Genomic DNA, 14,172 nt, shown 5'->3' with positions numbered 1-14,172 from the left:
GTTATTTTTCCGTGGCAGAGGGTTCCAGCGGGCCGCCGTTTTCCGGGATGACGGGAACGGACGGCAGCTTGCCGCCGCCTTCCTTGTTGTTCAGGCTGTCGATGGAGTCCATATAGCGGTACTGGTCGTATACGGTGTCCACTTCCTCGAAGGTTTTTCCTTTCCGCTTGGCTTCCATGGTTTCCTTCTTGACGTCGTTGTCCACCCAGTACAGGTAGCTTTCCATCGGGTCAAACACGACCGGATGGCAGAATTGCGTGGTGGCGCTGTTCGGCCATTTGACCCAGCGCCAGTAGCCCAGCCTGACGAATTCCGTGGTCCAGCAGGGGACCCACAGGGCCTCGTCATGAATTTTCTGCTGCACCTTCCACGTGGCCTTTTGAAGCTCGTCTTCCGTAGCGGCGTTCGTTTCGTCGTCCAGCAGCTTGTCCATCTCCTTGTCCGCATAAGCGCAGATGTTGTTGGTATAGGTGATGAGGCTGCCGCGTTCGTCATAGGCGTAGCGGGAGTGGAAGCCCTGCTCGTTCATCGGGTGGGGCGGGGTGAAGCCCCAGGCCATGAAGGAGGCCTGGACGCGCTTTTCCATGATCTTGCGGAAGGCCACGGTGGAGTCCAGCGGGTCCAGCTGGATTTCCAGGCCGCACTTGCGGGCGTCTTCCTTCAGTTTGCCCAGCGTGGAGGCCAGGGAGGGGGAGGAATTGGGGAAGGTGATGGCGGCGGTGAGCCGGGTGCCGTCTGGCTTGCGGAGGATTCCGTCCGGGCACGGGATGGTGTATCCGGCCTTGGCGAAGCAGGCGCGGGCCTGTTCCGGAGAGTAGGGGCGCGCCTTGATGTAGGGGTTGGTGAATTTGCCGAAGCCGGAGTTGTAGGAGTTGAGCCGCTGGTAGTCTCCGCGGAAGGTGATGTCAATGATGTTCTGGATGTTCAGCGCATGCTGGAAGCCCAGGCGCACGTTGAGGTCGTTGAAGGGGGCCTTGGAAGTGTTCAGGAAGAGGCCGTACGGAGGCCGGGGGTAAATGGTGAAAAACGTGCTGCGGTTGATATAGCCGTTGTGGACTTCCGGGATTTCCATGCGCTCATGCCACAGCTCCGGCTTCGTGATGTTCAGCACGTCCAGCTCCCCGATGCGGAAGAGTTCAATGGCCTTGGACGGTTCCGCGATGAAGTTGTACACGATCTGGTCCACGTTATACATGTACTTCGTGAATTTCTTGTCCCTGGCCCACCAGTCCGGCACGCGCTGGAGCGTTACCTGGCGGCCGCGGATGATGCCGTCCGGCTTCACCACGTAGGCGCCCGTGGTGGGCGGTACGCGCCACTGGTAGCGTTCCACGTAGCTGGGGCCGAATTCGCAGTAGAAGTGCGGCGGGGAAGGGATGAACAGCGTGCAGTAGAACGGGAGCAGCGGCTTGGCGAAGGGGAGGGTGATGGAGAAGCGGTTGTCGTCGTAGATGGTGATGTTGGACGCGTTCTGGTAGAAGAAGTTGTTGTAGAAGACGTCCCGGCTGTATTCCGAGGTGCGGATGTACATGTTCACCAGCAGGTCGATGGCCTTTACCTTGGCTCCGTCCGAGTAGCGGGCGTCCGGGTCCAGTTCAAAGTAAACAGTGCGCCTGTCTGCGGATTCCGCCCATTTGTGGGCGATGCCGGGGATGATTTTTCCGGTGACCGGATGAATGGAGACGAGGCCGATGATGATTTCATCATACAGCGGGCCGCGGAAGCCGCTGTTGCTGTTCGGGCCGTTGGGCCGGAACGTGTCCGGGTAGGACCCCGGAGCCCATTGGCGCAGCACGCCGCCTTTTTTGGCGTTCGGGTCGCCTATTTCCGGATTGTCCAGCCCGTCTTCCCATTTCAGGTTCTGGGGGATGTCCGCCGGAGTCTTGAATTTGATGTAGTCCCCTTCCGTCTGCCTGCGGTGGATGACGGACAGGGCCGCTTCATCAGCAATGAGCTTGCTTTGCAGCTTTTCCCTGATTTTGGGGTCTTCCTCCTTGAAGAATTTGTCCCGGAGTTCCCGTATTTCCTTCTGCTTGGCGGCTTCTTCCCGCGCCAGCCGGTCATTGATCTGCTTGTTCCACCGTTCCGGGAAGGAGTCAAATCCCGGAGGGAGCGTGCCGAAAGGCACGTTCGGCTGCCAGCCCACCCCCTGGGATTGGGAGGAATCCTTGCAACCGGAACCAACTGCCAGCAGAAGGGACAGCGTCACGGAGGAAAGGATGGTGCGGAGGATGGTGGACAGCTTGAGCATGGGTATGGCGGAAACAGGAGTCTTTTTATTTATAGGTGGTGAATTTCTTGGGGTCGAAGGCTTCCCGGATGGCCTCCCCGATGAAGGTGACGAGCAGGAGGGTAATCACCAGGGCGGAGAAGGCGGAGGTGACCACCCAGCTGGCGGAGAGGTCCGCCAGGCCGTCATTGAGCAGGCGCCCCCAGCTGGCGTACGTGTCCGGAAGGCCGAAGCCCAGGTAATCCAGGGAGGCCAGGGCCAGGATGAGGGCGGAGACGCTGAACGGAACCAGCGTGACCAGGATGGCGACGAGGTTGGGGAGGATGTGGACGAAGAGGATGCGGCTGGTGGAAGCCCCCAGCACGCGGGCCGCCGCCACGTAGTCGCGCGCCTTTTCCTTCATGGTGGAGGTTCTGAGCTGGTAGGTCATGGCCATCCACCCGAACATGATGAGCAGGCTGATGATCAGGAATATGCCTTTCATGTGAAGCGGCACCATGTCTGAGATGATCATGATAATGAACAGGAAGGGAACCTGGGAGAAGATTTCAATGAGGCGCTGCATGCCGAGGTCAAACATGCCGCCGAAGTAGCCCATCATCATCCCGAAGGTGATGCCGATGAAGTACACGATGGGAAGGTAGAAGATGGCGGCCTTCATGTTCACCTGGAGCCCTCCGTACAGGTACGCCAGGATGTCCGCACCCTGGGTGTTGGTGCCCAGGAGGTGGCCGCCCTTGAGGGGAGGGGCCGGGTGGTAGAAGATGCGGCTGATTTTGTTCTCGTCCGTCTGTTTCAGGAAGTCCTCCTTGGTGCCGGGGCCGCTGTAGTGTTCCGCTACGATCTGGTTGTTTTCATACGTGGCGCTGTACACTTCCGTCCGGTCTTCCAGCCAGCCGGTGGCGCGGTCCACCTTTTTCCCCTTGCGGAATTTGTAGCTGATGTGGGGAAGGGCTTCTTCATCCTTGTGCAGCCGGGAGGCCAGGCCGGAATACGGCTTGCCGCTGGACTCGCAGACCAAGCCGTCTTCATTCACCGTCAGGGCCTCGGAACCGGGATTGGTGGAATCCCCTGTGGGGTCGTACGGAACCAGGGGCATGATGACGAGGGAGGGTTTTCCCGGCTGCCCTGCCTGTTTTTTCAGTTCGCGGTAGTTGGCTTCCGCATCCGCAAAGTCCCCGGTCTGGCCGAAGGTGGAGCCTTTGTAAACCTTGCGCATGATGGCGGGGAAGTACCAGGAGCCGTCCTGCACGACGAGCAGCGCCCGTTTGCCCACCAGGCACTGGTCCATGCAGGCCAGCAGCGTCAGTACGAGCAGGATGATGAGGGAGACATAGCCGCGGGAGATGCTTTTAAAGCGCTGGATGCGGCGTTTCGTAATCGGCGTGGGATGGAAGCGGCGCGGCCCTTTCAGCATGATCCAGAAGCCGACCCCGGCCATGACCAGCACGCAGGCCCAGCCGAACCACAGGAATTTTCCCTGCGGCGTCAGGATGCCGCCGTTGTTCTGGTCCGTGCAGACGATGTTGAGCATGCTCATTTCACGCGAGACGGTGAAGGGCCAGCTCAACGTGGGCAGGAGCAGGCCGCACAGCTCTCCCACGGCAGTGAGGACCGCCAGAATGACCAGAAGGTATGCCAGTTTTCTAACCATGTGTGTTATTCAAATTTAATGCGCGGATCCACGGCGGCCACGATGATGTCTGAAAGCAGGTTGCCCAGCACCATCAGGAAGGAGGTAAGCAGCAGCGTGCCCATGATCAGGGCGTAGTCCTTGTCCATCAGGGCCTGGTAGCTCAGCATCCCGAAGCCCTGGATATCGAAGACCTTTTCCACCAGCATGGAGCCGGCCACAATAAGGCTGATGAGGCTGCCCAGCGTGGAGGCAATCGGGATGAAGGAGTTGCGGAAGGCGTGCTTGATAACGGCCCCCTTGAAGCTCACGCCCTTGGCCATGGCCGTCCTGATATAGTCCGCGGAAAGGTTGTCCATCAGGTTGTTTTTCATCATCATGGTGGTGATGGCGAAGGAGCTGACTACATAACAGATCAGGGGAAGCACCGTATGGTGCAGCAGGTCTCCGGCCTGTTGCCAGAAGCCCATGTCCGCAAAGTCCGGAGACGTAAGCCCGCAGAGCGGGAACCATTCCAGCCGCGCGCCCAGATACACCACCAGAACGGCGCCCAGCGCAAAGCCGGGCACGGAGTACCCCAGGAAAATCAAAACAGAGGAGATGTTGTCCACCAGGCTCTTGTGGCGGATGGCCTTTATTACTCCCAGGGGAATGCAGACGGAATAGGTAATAATGGCGCTCAGGATGCCGAAGTACAGGGAGACGGGAATGCGCTCCTTAATCATGTCCCACACCGGTTCATTGTATTTGAAGGAGTTGCCCATGGTGCCCTGGAGCAGCCCGTCAAAGCTGGTCTTATACATCACGGCGCGCCAGGCATAGCCGCGCGCCTTGTCCCTGACGGCTTCCGTATTGTCCGTCTGCCTCATGCGGCGCGCCCAGCGTTCCGCGCGGTCCATGGGGGATTCTATGTCCACGGTCCAGCCTTCCGAGGCGGCTTTCCGGGACGGAGTGCCGGAAAAGAAGGCGTCCTTCACGCTGTCGGAATTCTTGTCCTGGCGCACTACGACGACCTGTTCTCCCGTTTCATTCAGGTTGATCCGGGTGTGCGTATCGGAAATGCCGGAATATTCATCTTCCTTGTCCGCCGCTTCCACGCCGCCGATATCCCCGAATTCCTCACGGGAAATGAAAATCTTTTTGGGGAGCACTCCCAGCCATTGCAGATAGGCGGTGATGATGGGCTCCTGAAGGCTGTACTGTTCCTCTAGGCGCTCCATATCCGCTTCGCTCAGGTTATTGTCGCCGCGCTGGGACCCCGCCTTCTGGCCGGACAGGGCGCTCATGCTCTGCTGTTGCATCATCTGCTCAATGGGACCTCCCGGAACAAAGCGGGTTATGCAAAAGACGAGGAACGTGACCCCCAGCAGCGTCAGGGGCATGAGAAGGAGTCGTCTGATGATGTAGGTCTTCATTCGTCGCGCAGAACTCTACTGGTTTGTGGCAGGCGAGGCAAGTAGCAATGCAAATTTGTGAGCCTTTGCTAACATGCGGTTTCCCCACTTTTTCTTAATGCGGAATGGAAACAATTAAAGATTACGCAGGATTTCAATGGAGCATCCCGTATTACCGTCAATGGTTCGCAAAACATTAAATGCCTTCTCCCAGGCGGCGCGCCAGCATCTCCGGGAGTCCGGCGGCCAGAATGCGCCTTTGCGCTTCCTCCACGTCGTATTCCACGCGGCGCTGGTAATAAACCATGCTGTCCACATCCAGCACGCCGTAGGCGGCGCGGGGGTCTCCGTCCCTGGGCTGGCCGACGGAACCCACGTTAATAAGGTACTTGTTGGTTTTGAGAAGCTGGATGTCCCCGGATTCATATTCCTGGATGCTCCCTTCATGGCGGATGAAGGTGCGGGGGACGTGCGTATGACCGTTGAAGCACAGGAACTGATTGTCGCGCAACATGTTGATGCTGTGCGTGGCCGTGTCCACATTCGTGACGTAGGACCAGGAATTGGGCTTGTCCTGGGTGGCGTGCACCAGAACGATTTCATTGGGCAGGATACGCTGGAAGGGGGCGCGGCGAAGCCACTTCTTCTGTTCTTCGGAAAGCTGCTGGCGCGTCCACATCAGGGCTTTGTACGCCACGGGGTTCATGCCCGCCGGATTGTCTTCCCCAATGGCTTCCTCATCATGGTTGCCGCGCACGGTGGGAATCTGGCGTCCGCGGACGAACTCAAGGCATTCGGCCGGATTGGCGTTGTAGCCCACAATATCACCCAGGCAGTAAACGGCGTCGCATTGAAGCTGTTCTATATCCTTCATCACCGCTTCCAGAGCGGGCAGATTGGCATGGATGTCACTGATCAGGGCTATTCTACTCATGGTGTTGTGGAGAAAAAGCATAGCATCTTTCCGGGGCGTTGCCAAGCGCCTTCGGCGGAGCGGTTAAAGATTAAAGGCCGGAAATTAAAGTTCATCCCAGCCGTCATTGAAAAAGCGCCCCTTTAAAGGAGGAGCTCCTTTTAATTTATCTTTAGTCTTTTGTTTTTAGTCATCCGTTTTTGCGGGAGGCAAGGCCTCCAAGGCCTCCCTCAAGCCGTCCACGGGGTATTTCAGGGAATTGGCCAGGTGGCTGCTCATCAGGTCGCGGGCAATCTCGTCCGTCGGGAACAATTCCCGGAAGGGGACGCGGTCTTTTTCAGGCACTTTCAGCCTGTTTTCCAGGACGAAAATATTGCTCACCAGGCTGGGTGTCCGGTTCCTGGGATCCTTGAACAATTCCCGGCCCAGCTCCAGCGCCTCGCGGGATTTGGAGGGAACGCGGACAAGCGCATAAAACTCCTTGCGCGCCGTCAGGGGCGGCGCTCCCAGTTCCCGGGCCTTGCGGTAGGCTTCCGCAGCCTTTTCAAAATCCGGCTGGCGGTAGGTATCGCTGTACATGTTGCCCAGCAGGGATTGCAGGTACCAGCTGTCCGGGTTGGCGCTGATGCCTTTTTCCAGGAAGCTGCGGCCCTTCTGGATGTACTTCCGGAAGCCTTCCCTTCGTTCCATGGGAGAAAGCCGCTTATTGTCCAGATAGCTGGAGGAGGCGTTATTGCCCAAATGCCACGAACCGTTGTCCCAGTAAAAGTCGGAATGGGGGGCAAGAGAGGTGATTTGGTTGTAGCGGCGTTCCAGATTGGCCCAGTCGGAAATCAGGAAGCAGTCGAAGGCCTCCATGCTCAGCACGGCCGCGACCAGGGAGCGCAGCCCCCCCAGGGAAACCATGGCGAGCTGCTGTTCCAGATAATCGGAGGAGGAGAGCTCCACCGGGTCATCCAGCAGCCCCGCTGCCTTTTCCTGCTCCAGAATACGGTTCTGCAAAGGCAGGCGAATCATGCCGAAGCCCAGCAGGGCAATGATGAAAATGGCGAAGGTTTTCAGCATGATTCGTAAAATGGTTCAGATCAATCCATGTTCAGGCGCTTGCGGATGTCCTTGTCCAGGAGTTCCCATTCCGGCACGGATGCTCCGGCCTGCCGGGCCTTGGAGAGAGGGTCTCCCCAGATGGCCGTGTATTCGACGGGGCGTCCTTCGTTGTAGTCCACGGCGCTGGACGGAATGAAGGAGCCCATGCTTTCCGTGCGGGAAAGGTGGAATTCCACCAGGTCATCCGGCAGGGTGTAGCCGCGGGCCTTCGCCGCCCGGACTACTTCCTCCATGATGCGGCGCGCCCGGGCGACGTTTTCCGGGTTTTGATAGAGTTCCGCAATGCTGATGCCGCCCAGCGCCAGGCACAGCCCGTTGAACGGGATGTTCCAGACAAGCTTGTACCACTGGATTTGCTCCGCGGCGTCAAAGGCGCGCGTCTTGATGCCGGCGTTGGCAAACAATTCGGAGAGTTCCCGGGCCTTTTCAGAGCCTTCCGGTGAGGGGACGAAGGGTGCAAATTGAATGTTGCCGCCTTCCAGATGGTTGACGTGGCCCGGTTCCGCGCGCATGGCGCAGATGAAGCAGAGGCCCACATAGATGCGGTCAGCCGGGATGATGCGGGCGATTTCCTCCGCATTTCCCATGCCGTTCTGGAGCGTGACTACAACCGTATCCGGTCCCATCAACGGAGGGAGGGCCTTGGAAAAACCGGCATTTGCCGTGCTTTTCCAAGCGACTATGACGAGGTCCACCGGGCCGACTTCCGCCGCGTCCCGGTACACCTTGAGCCGGGGCAGGGAGATGTCTCCATGCAGGCTTTTTACTTGCAGGCCGTGTTCTTTCAGGTAGCCGTATTCCGAACGTACGATGAAGGAGACGTCCTGGCCGGATTCCTGAAGTCTGGCTCCGTAGTAGCAGCCGAGGGCTCCGGCTCCCAGAATGGCGATTTTCATGGTGTGCGGTGAAGGTGTGTATCTTGTATTGAGATTGCCTAGAGGCCCTGAACGTTGCCCTTGTTGTCCAGATAGATGTGCATGGCGTTCGGTGAGACGGGCAGGGCCGGCATGCGCATGATTTCACCGCAGAGGGCCACCAGGAAGCCGGCTCCGTTGGCAATTTCAAAGTCACGCACAGTGACGGTGAAACCGGTGGGGCGGCCACGGAGACGACCGTTGTCGGAAAGGGAGTTCTGGGTTTTTGCCATGCAGATGGGCAGGTCCGTGAGGCGGCTGGCTTCAAACTGGGCCAGCTTCTTTCTGGCCGCGGGCGTCAGTTCCACTCCATCCGCTCCGTAAATACTGCGGGCGATGATGTTGAGCTTTTCTTCCACCGGAAGGGCGGATTCATAGAGGGGCTTGAAAGGAGCGGAGGGCTTGTCCGCAGCTTGCACCACCATTTGGGCCAGGTTTTTGCCGCCTTCCCCTCCCTGGGAGAAGATGTCCGCAATGGCGCAGGGAATGCCGCGTTCCGCACAGTGCGCCACGATGGCGTCCAGTTCCTCCTGGGAGTCGTCAAAGAATTTGTTGACGGCTACCACCACGGGGCGCTTGTAGTGGGCGGCGGCGTCCAGATGGGCGTCCAGGTTGGCAAGACCTTTTTTCAGTGCGGCCACGTCCGTGTTTTTCAGGTCCGCCAGGGCGGTGCCTCCGTGCATTTTCAGGGCGCGCGCCGTGGCTACGATGACGATGGCGGCAGGGTCCAGTCCGGATTGGCGGCACTTGATGTCCAGGAATTTTTCCGCGCCCAGGTCAAAGGCGAACCCGGCTTCCGTGACGGCATAGTCCCCAAAGTGGAGGGCCATTTTGGTGGCCAGCACGGAGTTGCAGCCGTGGGCGATGTTGGCGAACGGGCCTCCGTGCAGGAAGCAGGGCACCCCTTCCACGGTCTGGACCAGGTTGGGCATCAGGGCGTCTTTCAGCAGGGCCATGACGGAGCCGGTGATGCCGAGTTCCCTGGCGAATACGGGCTTGTCGTCCGTCGTGAAACCGATCACGATGCGGTTGATGCGGTCTTCCATGTCCTTGTAGGAGGTAGCGAGGCAAAGGCACGCCATGATTTCCGAAGCCGGAGTGATGTCGAAGCCCGTTTCACGCGGGAAGCCCTGCTTGTTGAGTCCCACGATGATGGAGCGCAGGGAGCGGTCGTTCATGTCCATGACGCGCTTCCACGTGACTTTGCGTTCGTCAATGTTCAGCGTGTGGAAGAACATGGCGTTGTCAATGATGGCGCTGATCAGGTTGTGGGCGGACGTGATGGCATGGAAGTCTCCCGTGAAGTGCATGTTGATTTCATCAGGCGGCGTCAGGGAGCTTTTACCGCCGCCGGTGGCGCCGCCCTTGCGGCCGAATACCGGGCCCATGGAGGGCTGCCGAAGCGCCAGGCAGGCTTTTTTACCGATGGCCTGCAACCCCTGCGCCAGACCGATGGAGACGGTGGTTTTCCCTTCTCCGGAAGGGGTGGGCGTGATGGCGGAAACCAGAATGAGTTTGCCGGGTGCGGCCGGCTTGTCCAGTACGTCCAGGGAAATCTTGGCCTTGTTGCGGCCGAAGGGGATCACGTCGTTTTCATCGACGCCCAGCTTGTTGACACAATCGGAGAATGCAGGTGTGACCATGAATGCATGATGACGGAAGCCCCCTCTTTTTGCAAGAAGGTTCATGGGCATTCATGTGGCGGAAACGTGGATGTTTTCAACCATCATGGGAGTGGGCCCAGGGAAATCCTGGGTTCAAGGAGGGTACGGGCAGAGGGTGCGCGGGAGAGGGAAAATTGGGCGGTGCGGGCACCGTTGTTTTTCAAACCGTGGGAGCGTGTCCTTCCACTATGTTTTCTAATGAAAGCGTTCCGGGAATGAGGGCCTCTGGACCTTATAAAAATTTCCCTTGAAACCAGGGTATTTCAGGAAAGAAGCCGATTTGAAGGGTTACCGCTTCAGCACAGGGCGGTAATGGCCCGTGATGGTATGGGAGAAGAGGAAGTCTTCCTCCTGCGCACCGCAGCCGACGTTGTGAATAATCAGTGGCGTTCCTTCCTTCGTCTTCCGGTCGGAAACGATGCCGATGTGGGGAACACTGTCGGACAGGTTCCACGTAACCAGGTCGCCGGGCTTGTAGTCCGCCGCGGTTTCCGTAATGGGAACGGACCATCCTTTCCGGGCAAAGAAGGCGCGGAGATTGGGAACCCTGCGGTGGTCAATGCTGCGGTCCGTGGTTTTCAGGCCCCATAGTTTCGGATATTTGGAGAAGTGGGCCTTCATGTCTTCATGCACGGCTTTCTGGAGGTCCAGTCCGAAAGCCCTCATGGCTCGGATGACCACGTCCGTACATACTCCCGTTTCCTTGGGGACATCCCCGTTGGGGTAGGGGATGGTTTGATAGCCTCCGTTGTAGGAGACCGTTACTCCTATCTGTTCGCGCGCCTTGGCGGCCAGTGCGGCGTTGTCCGCCATCAGGCACGCGGAACAGGAAAGGAAGAGGAAGGTGAGAAGGACGGCGGGTTTCATGGGGTAGTTGGGCTGGGAAAATGGTAAAAATCAGACGAAGCTGGCAAAGCCGATGTCCGGACGGCGCTGCATGCCGTCAAATTTGACCTTTTTGGTTTCGTTGTGGGCACGCTGGCGCGCTTCGGAAAGGGATTCCCCCTGCGCCACGACGGCCAGCACGCGGCCGCCGTTGGTTTCATAACAGTTTTTGTCCGCATTCCATTTGGTGCCGGCGTGGTAAACGGAGGCATTCGCAACGTCGTCCAGCCCCTGGATGGCGTCGCCGGAGCGGGAGGTTTCCGGATATCCCTTGGAGGCCAGCACGCAGCAGACGCTCCAGCCGTTTTGGAAGGAGATTTCTTCCGGAGTGAATTCTCCCTTGGCCCCGTGCAGGCAGAAGGAGGCCAGATCCCCGGAGAGCAGGGGCATGACGGCCTGGCATTCCGGATCCCCGAAGCGGCAGTTGTATTCAATCACCTTGGGGCCGTTCGGAGTCAGCATCAGGCCGAAGTACAGGAAGCCGCGGTAGGGCAGTCCGTCCTTTTTCAGTCCGGCTACCGTCGGGGCCACGATTTCCTTTTCAATGCGTTCCAGCATGTCCGGCTCCACAAGCTGGCGGGAGGCCACCGCGCCCATGCCGCCCGTGTTGGGGCCCGCGTCGCCTTCCTTGAGGCGTTTGTAGTCCCGCGCCGGGCACAGGATGAGGTAGTGGTCGTCCACCAGGGCTCCGAAGATGGAGACTTCCGGCCCGGTCAGGAATTCTTCCACCAGCAGGCGCCCTTCACCGAAGCGCCTGTCCGTAAATACTTCTTTCAGGAAAGCGTCCGCTTCTTCCTTGCTCATGCAGACGGCCACGCCCTTGCCGGCGGCCAGGCCGTCAAATTTGAGCACGGTGGGGTAAACGCCGCCGATGAATTGCCGGGCTTCCTCCAGGGTGGCGGCCACACGGGCCTGCCCGGTGGGGATGTGGTGGCGGAGCAGGAATTCCTTGGCAAATTCCTTGCTGGCTTCCAGCTGGGCGCTTTCCTTCACCGGCCCCCAGCAGGGAATGCCCACGCGGGCACAGGCGTTCGCCAGGCCTTCATCCTTCACCAGATAGCTTTCCTCCCCGGCTACGCAGAGGTCCACTTTATTGGAAACCATCCAGTCGATCAGCGTAGGCAGATCCCTGGCGGGAATGGGGGCTGCCAGACGGTTGATGGCGTCACTCCCCGGGAAACAGTACATTTCCGGTGCGGAGGGAGATTCCTTGAGCGCCTTGACCAGTGCGTGTTCACGCCCACCTTTTCCAATAACGGCTATTTTCATACGCGGCAAGTATGCCGGGACGGACTGATTTTGCCAAGCTGAAATGAACGGGGAAGGCACTCCCGGCATACGGTTTTTTCCGTGCTGCTCCAAGGGGCTTTCATGATTCAGGGGACGGCTGTGGAACGTCTGCGTGCCCCTGGGCGGTGTTTTGCTTCCGCGGGAATCCCGGCCATGAAAAAGACCGCCTGACACGGAGGAAAGGCGGCCTGTGAAAAGAAGTTGTTTGTCCTGGCTTTAGAACGGGATTTCGTCATCCATGTCTCCAAAGTCGCTGGACGGCTGGTTGGAGGGAGGCATGGGGGGCGGATTGTAGTTCTGGGCCGGACGGGACTGCCCGTAGTTGTTGGAGCGGGGAGCTCCCTGGGGCTGCTGGCGCGGAGCGCCGCCCATGTCGCCTTCACCGCCGCGGGGGAAAAGCTGGATGTTTTCACCGATCACGCGCAGCTTGGTGCGCTTCTGTCCGGAGGCCTTGTCTTCCCAGGAGTCCAGTTGCAGGCGTCCTTCCACAAAGACTCCGCGGCCCTTGCTGAGGTAGTTGCCGGCTACTTCCGCCTGGCGGTTCCAGAGGGTGACGTCCACAAAGGTGGTTTCCTCCTGGCGTTCGCTGTTGTCGCCCGCATAGTAGCGGTTGATGGCGAGGCGGATGTCCGTGACGGCGGTGCCTTTGGGGGTGTAGCGCAGCTCGGGATCGGCGGTCAGGTTGCCCATTAAGAAGACTTTGTTGAGATTGGCCATATGGGGTGGGTGTTAACGAGGTGTGTGATAACGTATAAGAAAGGTGCCTTGCCGTTTGGGAGGCGTGTGGCTGGTCGCTAGCAACTATGGCCCTGCACGTGATTTTGTGCAATACTAAATTGCGGAATCGTTCTTCATCATGTCTCCTTTCTACATTGCATTCGTCATGGAACCGTGAAAACTTCACCTCCATGAGTTTCAAGCAACGGCGGCGAAACGGACTGTTCCGGGTTTCCTGGAGCATGTGCCTTTTGCTGTCCGTGCTGGCGCACCTGTTCCTGCTGGCGGGAAGCTACCTGGTTCCGGAGGAATGGCTGGCTTCCCCGCGCCCGGCGGAAGCGGCGCGGCGGCAGGTGGTGGTGAGCGCGCGCATGGTGAAGAAGGTGGAGCCTCACCCGGAGGGCCGGAGGCAGGCGCCGAAGGAGCATCTGCCTGCCATCGTGAAGACTAATGAGGAGCAGGAAAGCGCCACCAGGCCGGAGGCCCCCAAATTCCAGAGCAACAGGAACACGCGTGCGGAAGGCGGCCGAAAGGACCCGGACAGCAGCAGGGACATGCCTGCCCAGGACGGCGTGGAGCGCGAGAATGGGGAGATTGTCCTTTTTGACCAGAATAGGCAGGATGGCGACCTGAGCCATGAACGGGACGGCAACAAGAATGCCGCTCCCGGAGCGGCCGCCAACGTTCCCTACCAGCCCCTGGAGCCGTCCATGCCTCCCGCGGGCCATCCGGATTCCGTAGACCATTCTCCCAACAGGGAGGGCGTTCCGGGCAAGGCAAGCGAGGAAGGACTGGCCCGGCAGAACCGCCGCCCCGCGCAGGAAAGGGCCATGCAGCTTCCGCATGCGGTGACATTGCCCCGGCCCGGTGAACCGGAGAAGCCGGACGCCCTCCAGGAACTGGCCAAGAGCATTGCGAAGGGGGCGGACAATCCTCCCCTCAATCTTCCCAACCTGAACCTGCCTCCCAATACGAGGCCGGCGCAGAAGCAGCCTTTATACGACCCCATGTTTAACGCGGAGAGCCAGCCCGGCTTCAAGACGCATGAGCAGAAAACCAAGCAGACGGGCAAATTCAGCTTTGGCCGCCGCCCGACACTGGATGTGGAAGCCACCCCCATGGGGACGTACCAGGCGATCGTTTACCGGGCCATCGGGGAGCAGTGGTACCGGCAGTGTGACTTGAACCGCGACCTGATCGTCACCGGAACCGTGCGCATCCGCATCCTGATTAACAAGAACGGCAAGGTTTCTTCCATGAGGCAGACTTCCCGCGTGGGAGCCAGCGAGGTCCAGAAGTCCTTCACCTTCCTCGCCATTAAACTCGCCCGGCTGCCCGCGATGCCGCCGGAGGTGAGGAACGCGCTCGTCGGGGATTCGCTGGAAATGTACTTCGACTTCAATTTTTAACAACCTACCATCCTAC

The 14,172-nt window shown here is 59.3% G+C and carries 11 protein-coding genes; 1 reads left to right on the top strand and 10 read right to left on the bottom strand.

The genetic code is table 11. The annotated features are described in order from the left end of the window. Position 1 precedes the first annotated feature (1 nt). The 10 genes from HJW02_RS02640 to HJW02_RS02595 form a co-directional block, all read right to left on the bottom strand. The gene (locus HJW02_RS02640) at positions 2–2,251 is read right to left on the bottom strand and encodes an extracellular solute-binding protein (protein WP_102722014.1); all 2,250 of its coding nucleotides are present in this window, start codon (positions 2,249–2,251) and stop codon (positions 2–4) included. A 25-nt stretch (positions 2,252–2,276) separates the two neighbouring features. Next, positions 2,277–3,884, bottom strand: a complete 1,608-nt coding sequence (locus HJW02_RS02635) for an ABC transporter permease subunit (protein ID WP_102722015.1) — start codon at positions 3,882–3,884, stop codon at positions 2,277–2,279. A gap of 5 nt (positions 3,885–3,889) precedes the next feature. Next, positions 3,890–5,278 carry an ABC transporter permease gene (locus HJW02_RS02630; RefSeq protein ID WP_102722016.1) on the bottom strand — a complete coding sequence of 463 codons (1,389 nt, stop codon included), beginning with the start codon at positions 5,276–5,278 and terminating at the stop codon, positions 3,890–3,892. Positions 5,279–5,453: 175 nt separating this feature from the next. Continuing rightward, on the bottom strand, positions 5,454–6,191 hold the full coding sequence (locus tag HJW02_RS02625; RefSeq protein WP_102722090.1) for a metallophosphoesterase family protein: 738 nt from the start codon (positions 6,189–6,191) through the stop codon (positions 5,454–5,456). 165 nt (positions 6,192–6,356) lie between these two features. After that, positions 6,357–7,235: a hypothetical protein gene (locus tag HJW02_RS02620; protein WP_102722017.1), complete on the bottom strand. Its 879-nt coding sequence runs from the start codon at positions 7,233–7,235 to the stop codon at positions 6,357–6,359. A gap of 20 nt (positions 7,236–7,255) precedes the next feature. Continuing rightward, positions 7,256–8,173 carry a 2-dehydropantoate 2-reductase gene (locus HJW02_RS02615; RefSeq protein ID WP_102722018.1) on the bottom strand — a complete coding sequence of 306 codons (918 nt, stop codon included), beginning with the start codon at positions 8,171–8,173 and terminating at the stop codon, positions 7,256–7,258. A 38-nt stretch (positions 8,174–8,211) separates the two neighbouring features. Then, on the bottom strand, positions 8,212–9,834 hold the full coding sequence (locus tag HJW02_RS02610) for a formate--tetrahydrofolate ligase (protein ID WP_102722091.1): 1,623 nt from the start codon (positions 9,832–9,834) through the stop codon (positions 8,212–8,214). A 309-nt stretch (positions 9,835–10,143) separates the two neighbouring features. Further along, entirely contained in the window at positions 10,144–10,722 is a 579-nt protein-coding gene (locus tag HJW02_RS02605) for a DUF1287 domain-containing protein (RefSeq protein WP_102722019.1), read from the bottom strand. Between the two features lie 30 nt (positions 10,723–10,752). Next, positions 10,753–12,009, bottom strand: coding sequence for a phosphoribosylamine--glycine ligase (purD, locus tag HJW02_RS02600; protein WP_022398354.1), 1,257 nt, complete (start codon positions 12,007–12,009; stop codon positions 10,753–10,755). A 237-nt stretch (positions 12,010–12,246) separates the two neighbouring features. Continuing rightward, a complete protein-coding gene (locus HJW02_RS02595; RefSeq protein WP_102722020.1) occupies positions 12,247–12,747 on the bottom strand; it encodes a single-stranded DNA-binding protein in 501 nt (166 codons plus the stop codon). 191 nt (positions 12,748–12,938) lie between these two features. On the opposite strand from HJW02_RS02595, the gene HJW02_RS02590 reads away from it, so the two are divergent. Beyond that, complete coding sequence (locus tag HJW02_RS02590) at positions 12,939–14,156, top strand: hypothetical protein (RefSeq protein ID WP_102722021.1); 1,218 nt, start codon at positions 12,939–12,941, stop codon at positions 14,154–14,156. The last annotated feature ends 16 nt before the right edge of the window (positions 14,157–14,172 follow it).

The organism is Akkermansia sp. GGCC_0220 (assembly GCF_017566105.1).
Taxonomy (GTDB): domain Bacteria; phylum Verrucomicrobiota; class Verrucomicrobiia; order Verrucomicrobiales; family Akkermansiaceae; genus Akkermansia; species Akkermansia massiliensis.
Note: the sequence above shows the minus strand (reverse complement) of the source record. Positions and strands in the feature narration are given on the sequence as shown.

Bases quoted from the DNA above. Each gene is read 5' to 3' on its own strand.
- HJW02_RS02610 (WP_102722091.1), bottom strand. From the start codon at position 9,834: ATGGTCACACCTGCATTCTCCGATTGTGTCAACAAGCTGGGCGTCGAT.
- HJW02_RS02625 (WP_102722090.1), bottom strand. From the start codon at position 6,191: ATGAGTAGAATAGCCCTGATCAGTGACATCCATGCCAATCTGCCCGCT.
- HJW02_RS02640 (WP_102722014.1), bottom strand. From the start codon at position 2,251: ATGCTCAAGCTGTCCACCATCCTCCGCACCATCCTTTCCTCCGTGACG.
- HJW02_RS02630 (WP_102722016.1), bottom strand. From the start codon at position 5,278: ATGAAGACCTACATCATCAGACGACTCCTTCTCATGCCCCTGACGCTG.
- HJW02_RS02615 (WP_102722018.1), bottom strand. From the start codon at position 8,173: ATGAAAATCGCCATTCTGGGAGCCGGAGCCCTCGGCTGCTACTACGGA.
- HJW02_RS02635 (WP_102722015.1), bottom strand. From the start codon at position 3,884: ATGGTTAGAAAACTGGCATACCTTCTGGTCATTCTGGCGGTCCTCACT.
- HJW02_RS02590 (WP_102722021.1), top strand. From the start codon at position 12,939: ATGAGTTTCAAGCAACGGCGGCGAAACGGACTGTTCCGGGTTTCCTGG.
- purD (WP_022398354.1), bottom strand. From the start codon at position 12,009: ATGAAAATAGCCGTTATTGGAAAAGGTGGGCGTGAACACGCACTGGTC.
- HJW02_RS02605 (WP_102722019.1), bottom strand. From the start codon at position 10,722: ATGAAACCCGCCGTCCTTCTCACCTTCCTCTTCCTTTCCTGTTCCGCG.
- HJW02_RS02620 (WP_102722017.1), bottom strand. From the start codon at position 7,235: ATGCTGAAAACCTTCGCCATTTTCATCATTGCCCTGCTGGGCTTCGGC.
- HJW02_RS02595 (WP_102722020.1), bottom strand. From the start codon at position 12,747: ATGGCCAATCTCAACAAAGTCTTCTTAATGGGCAACCTGACCGCCGAT.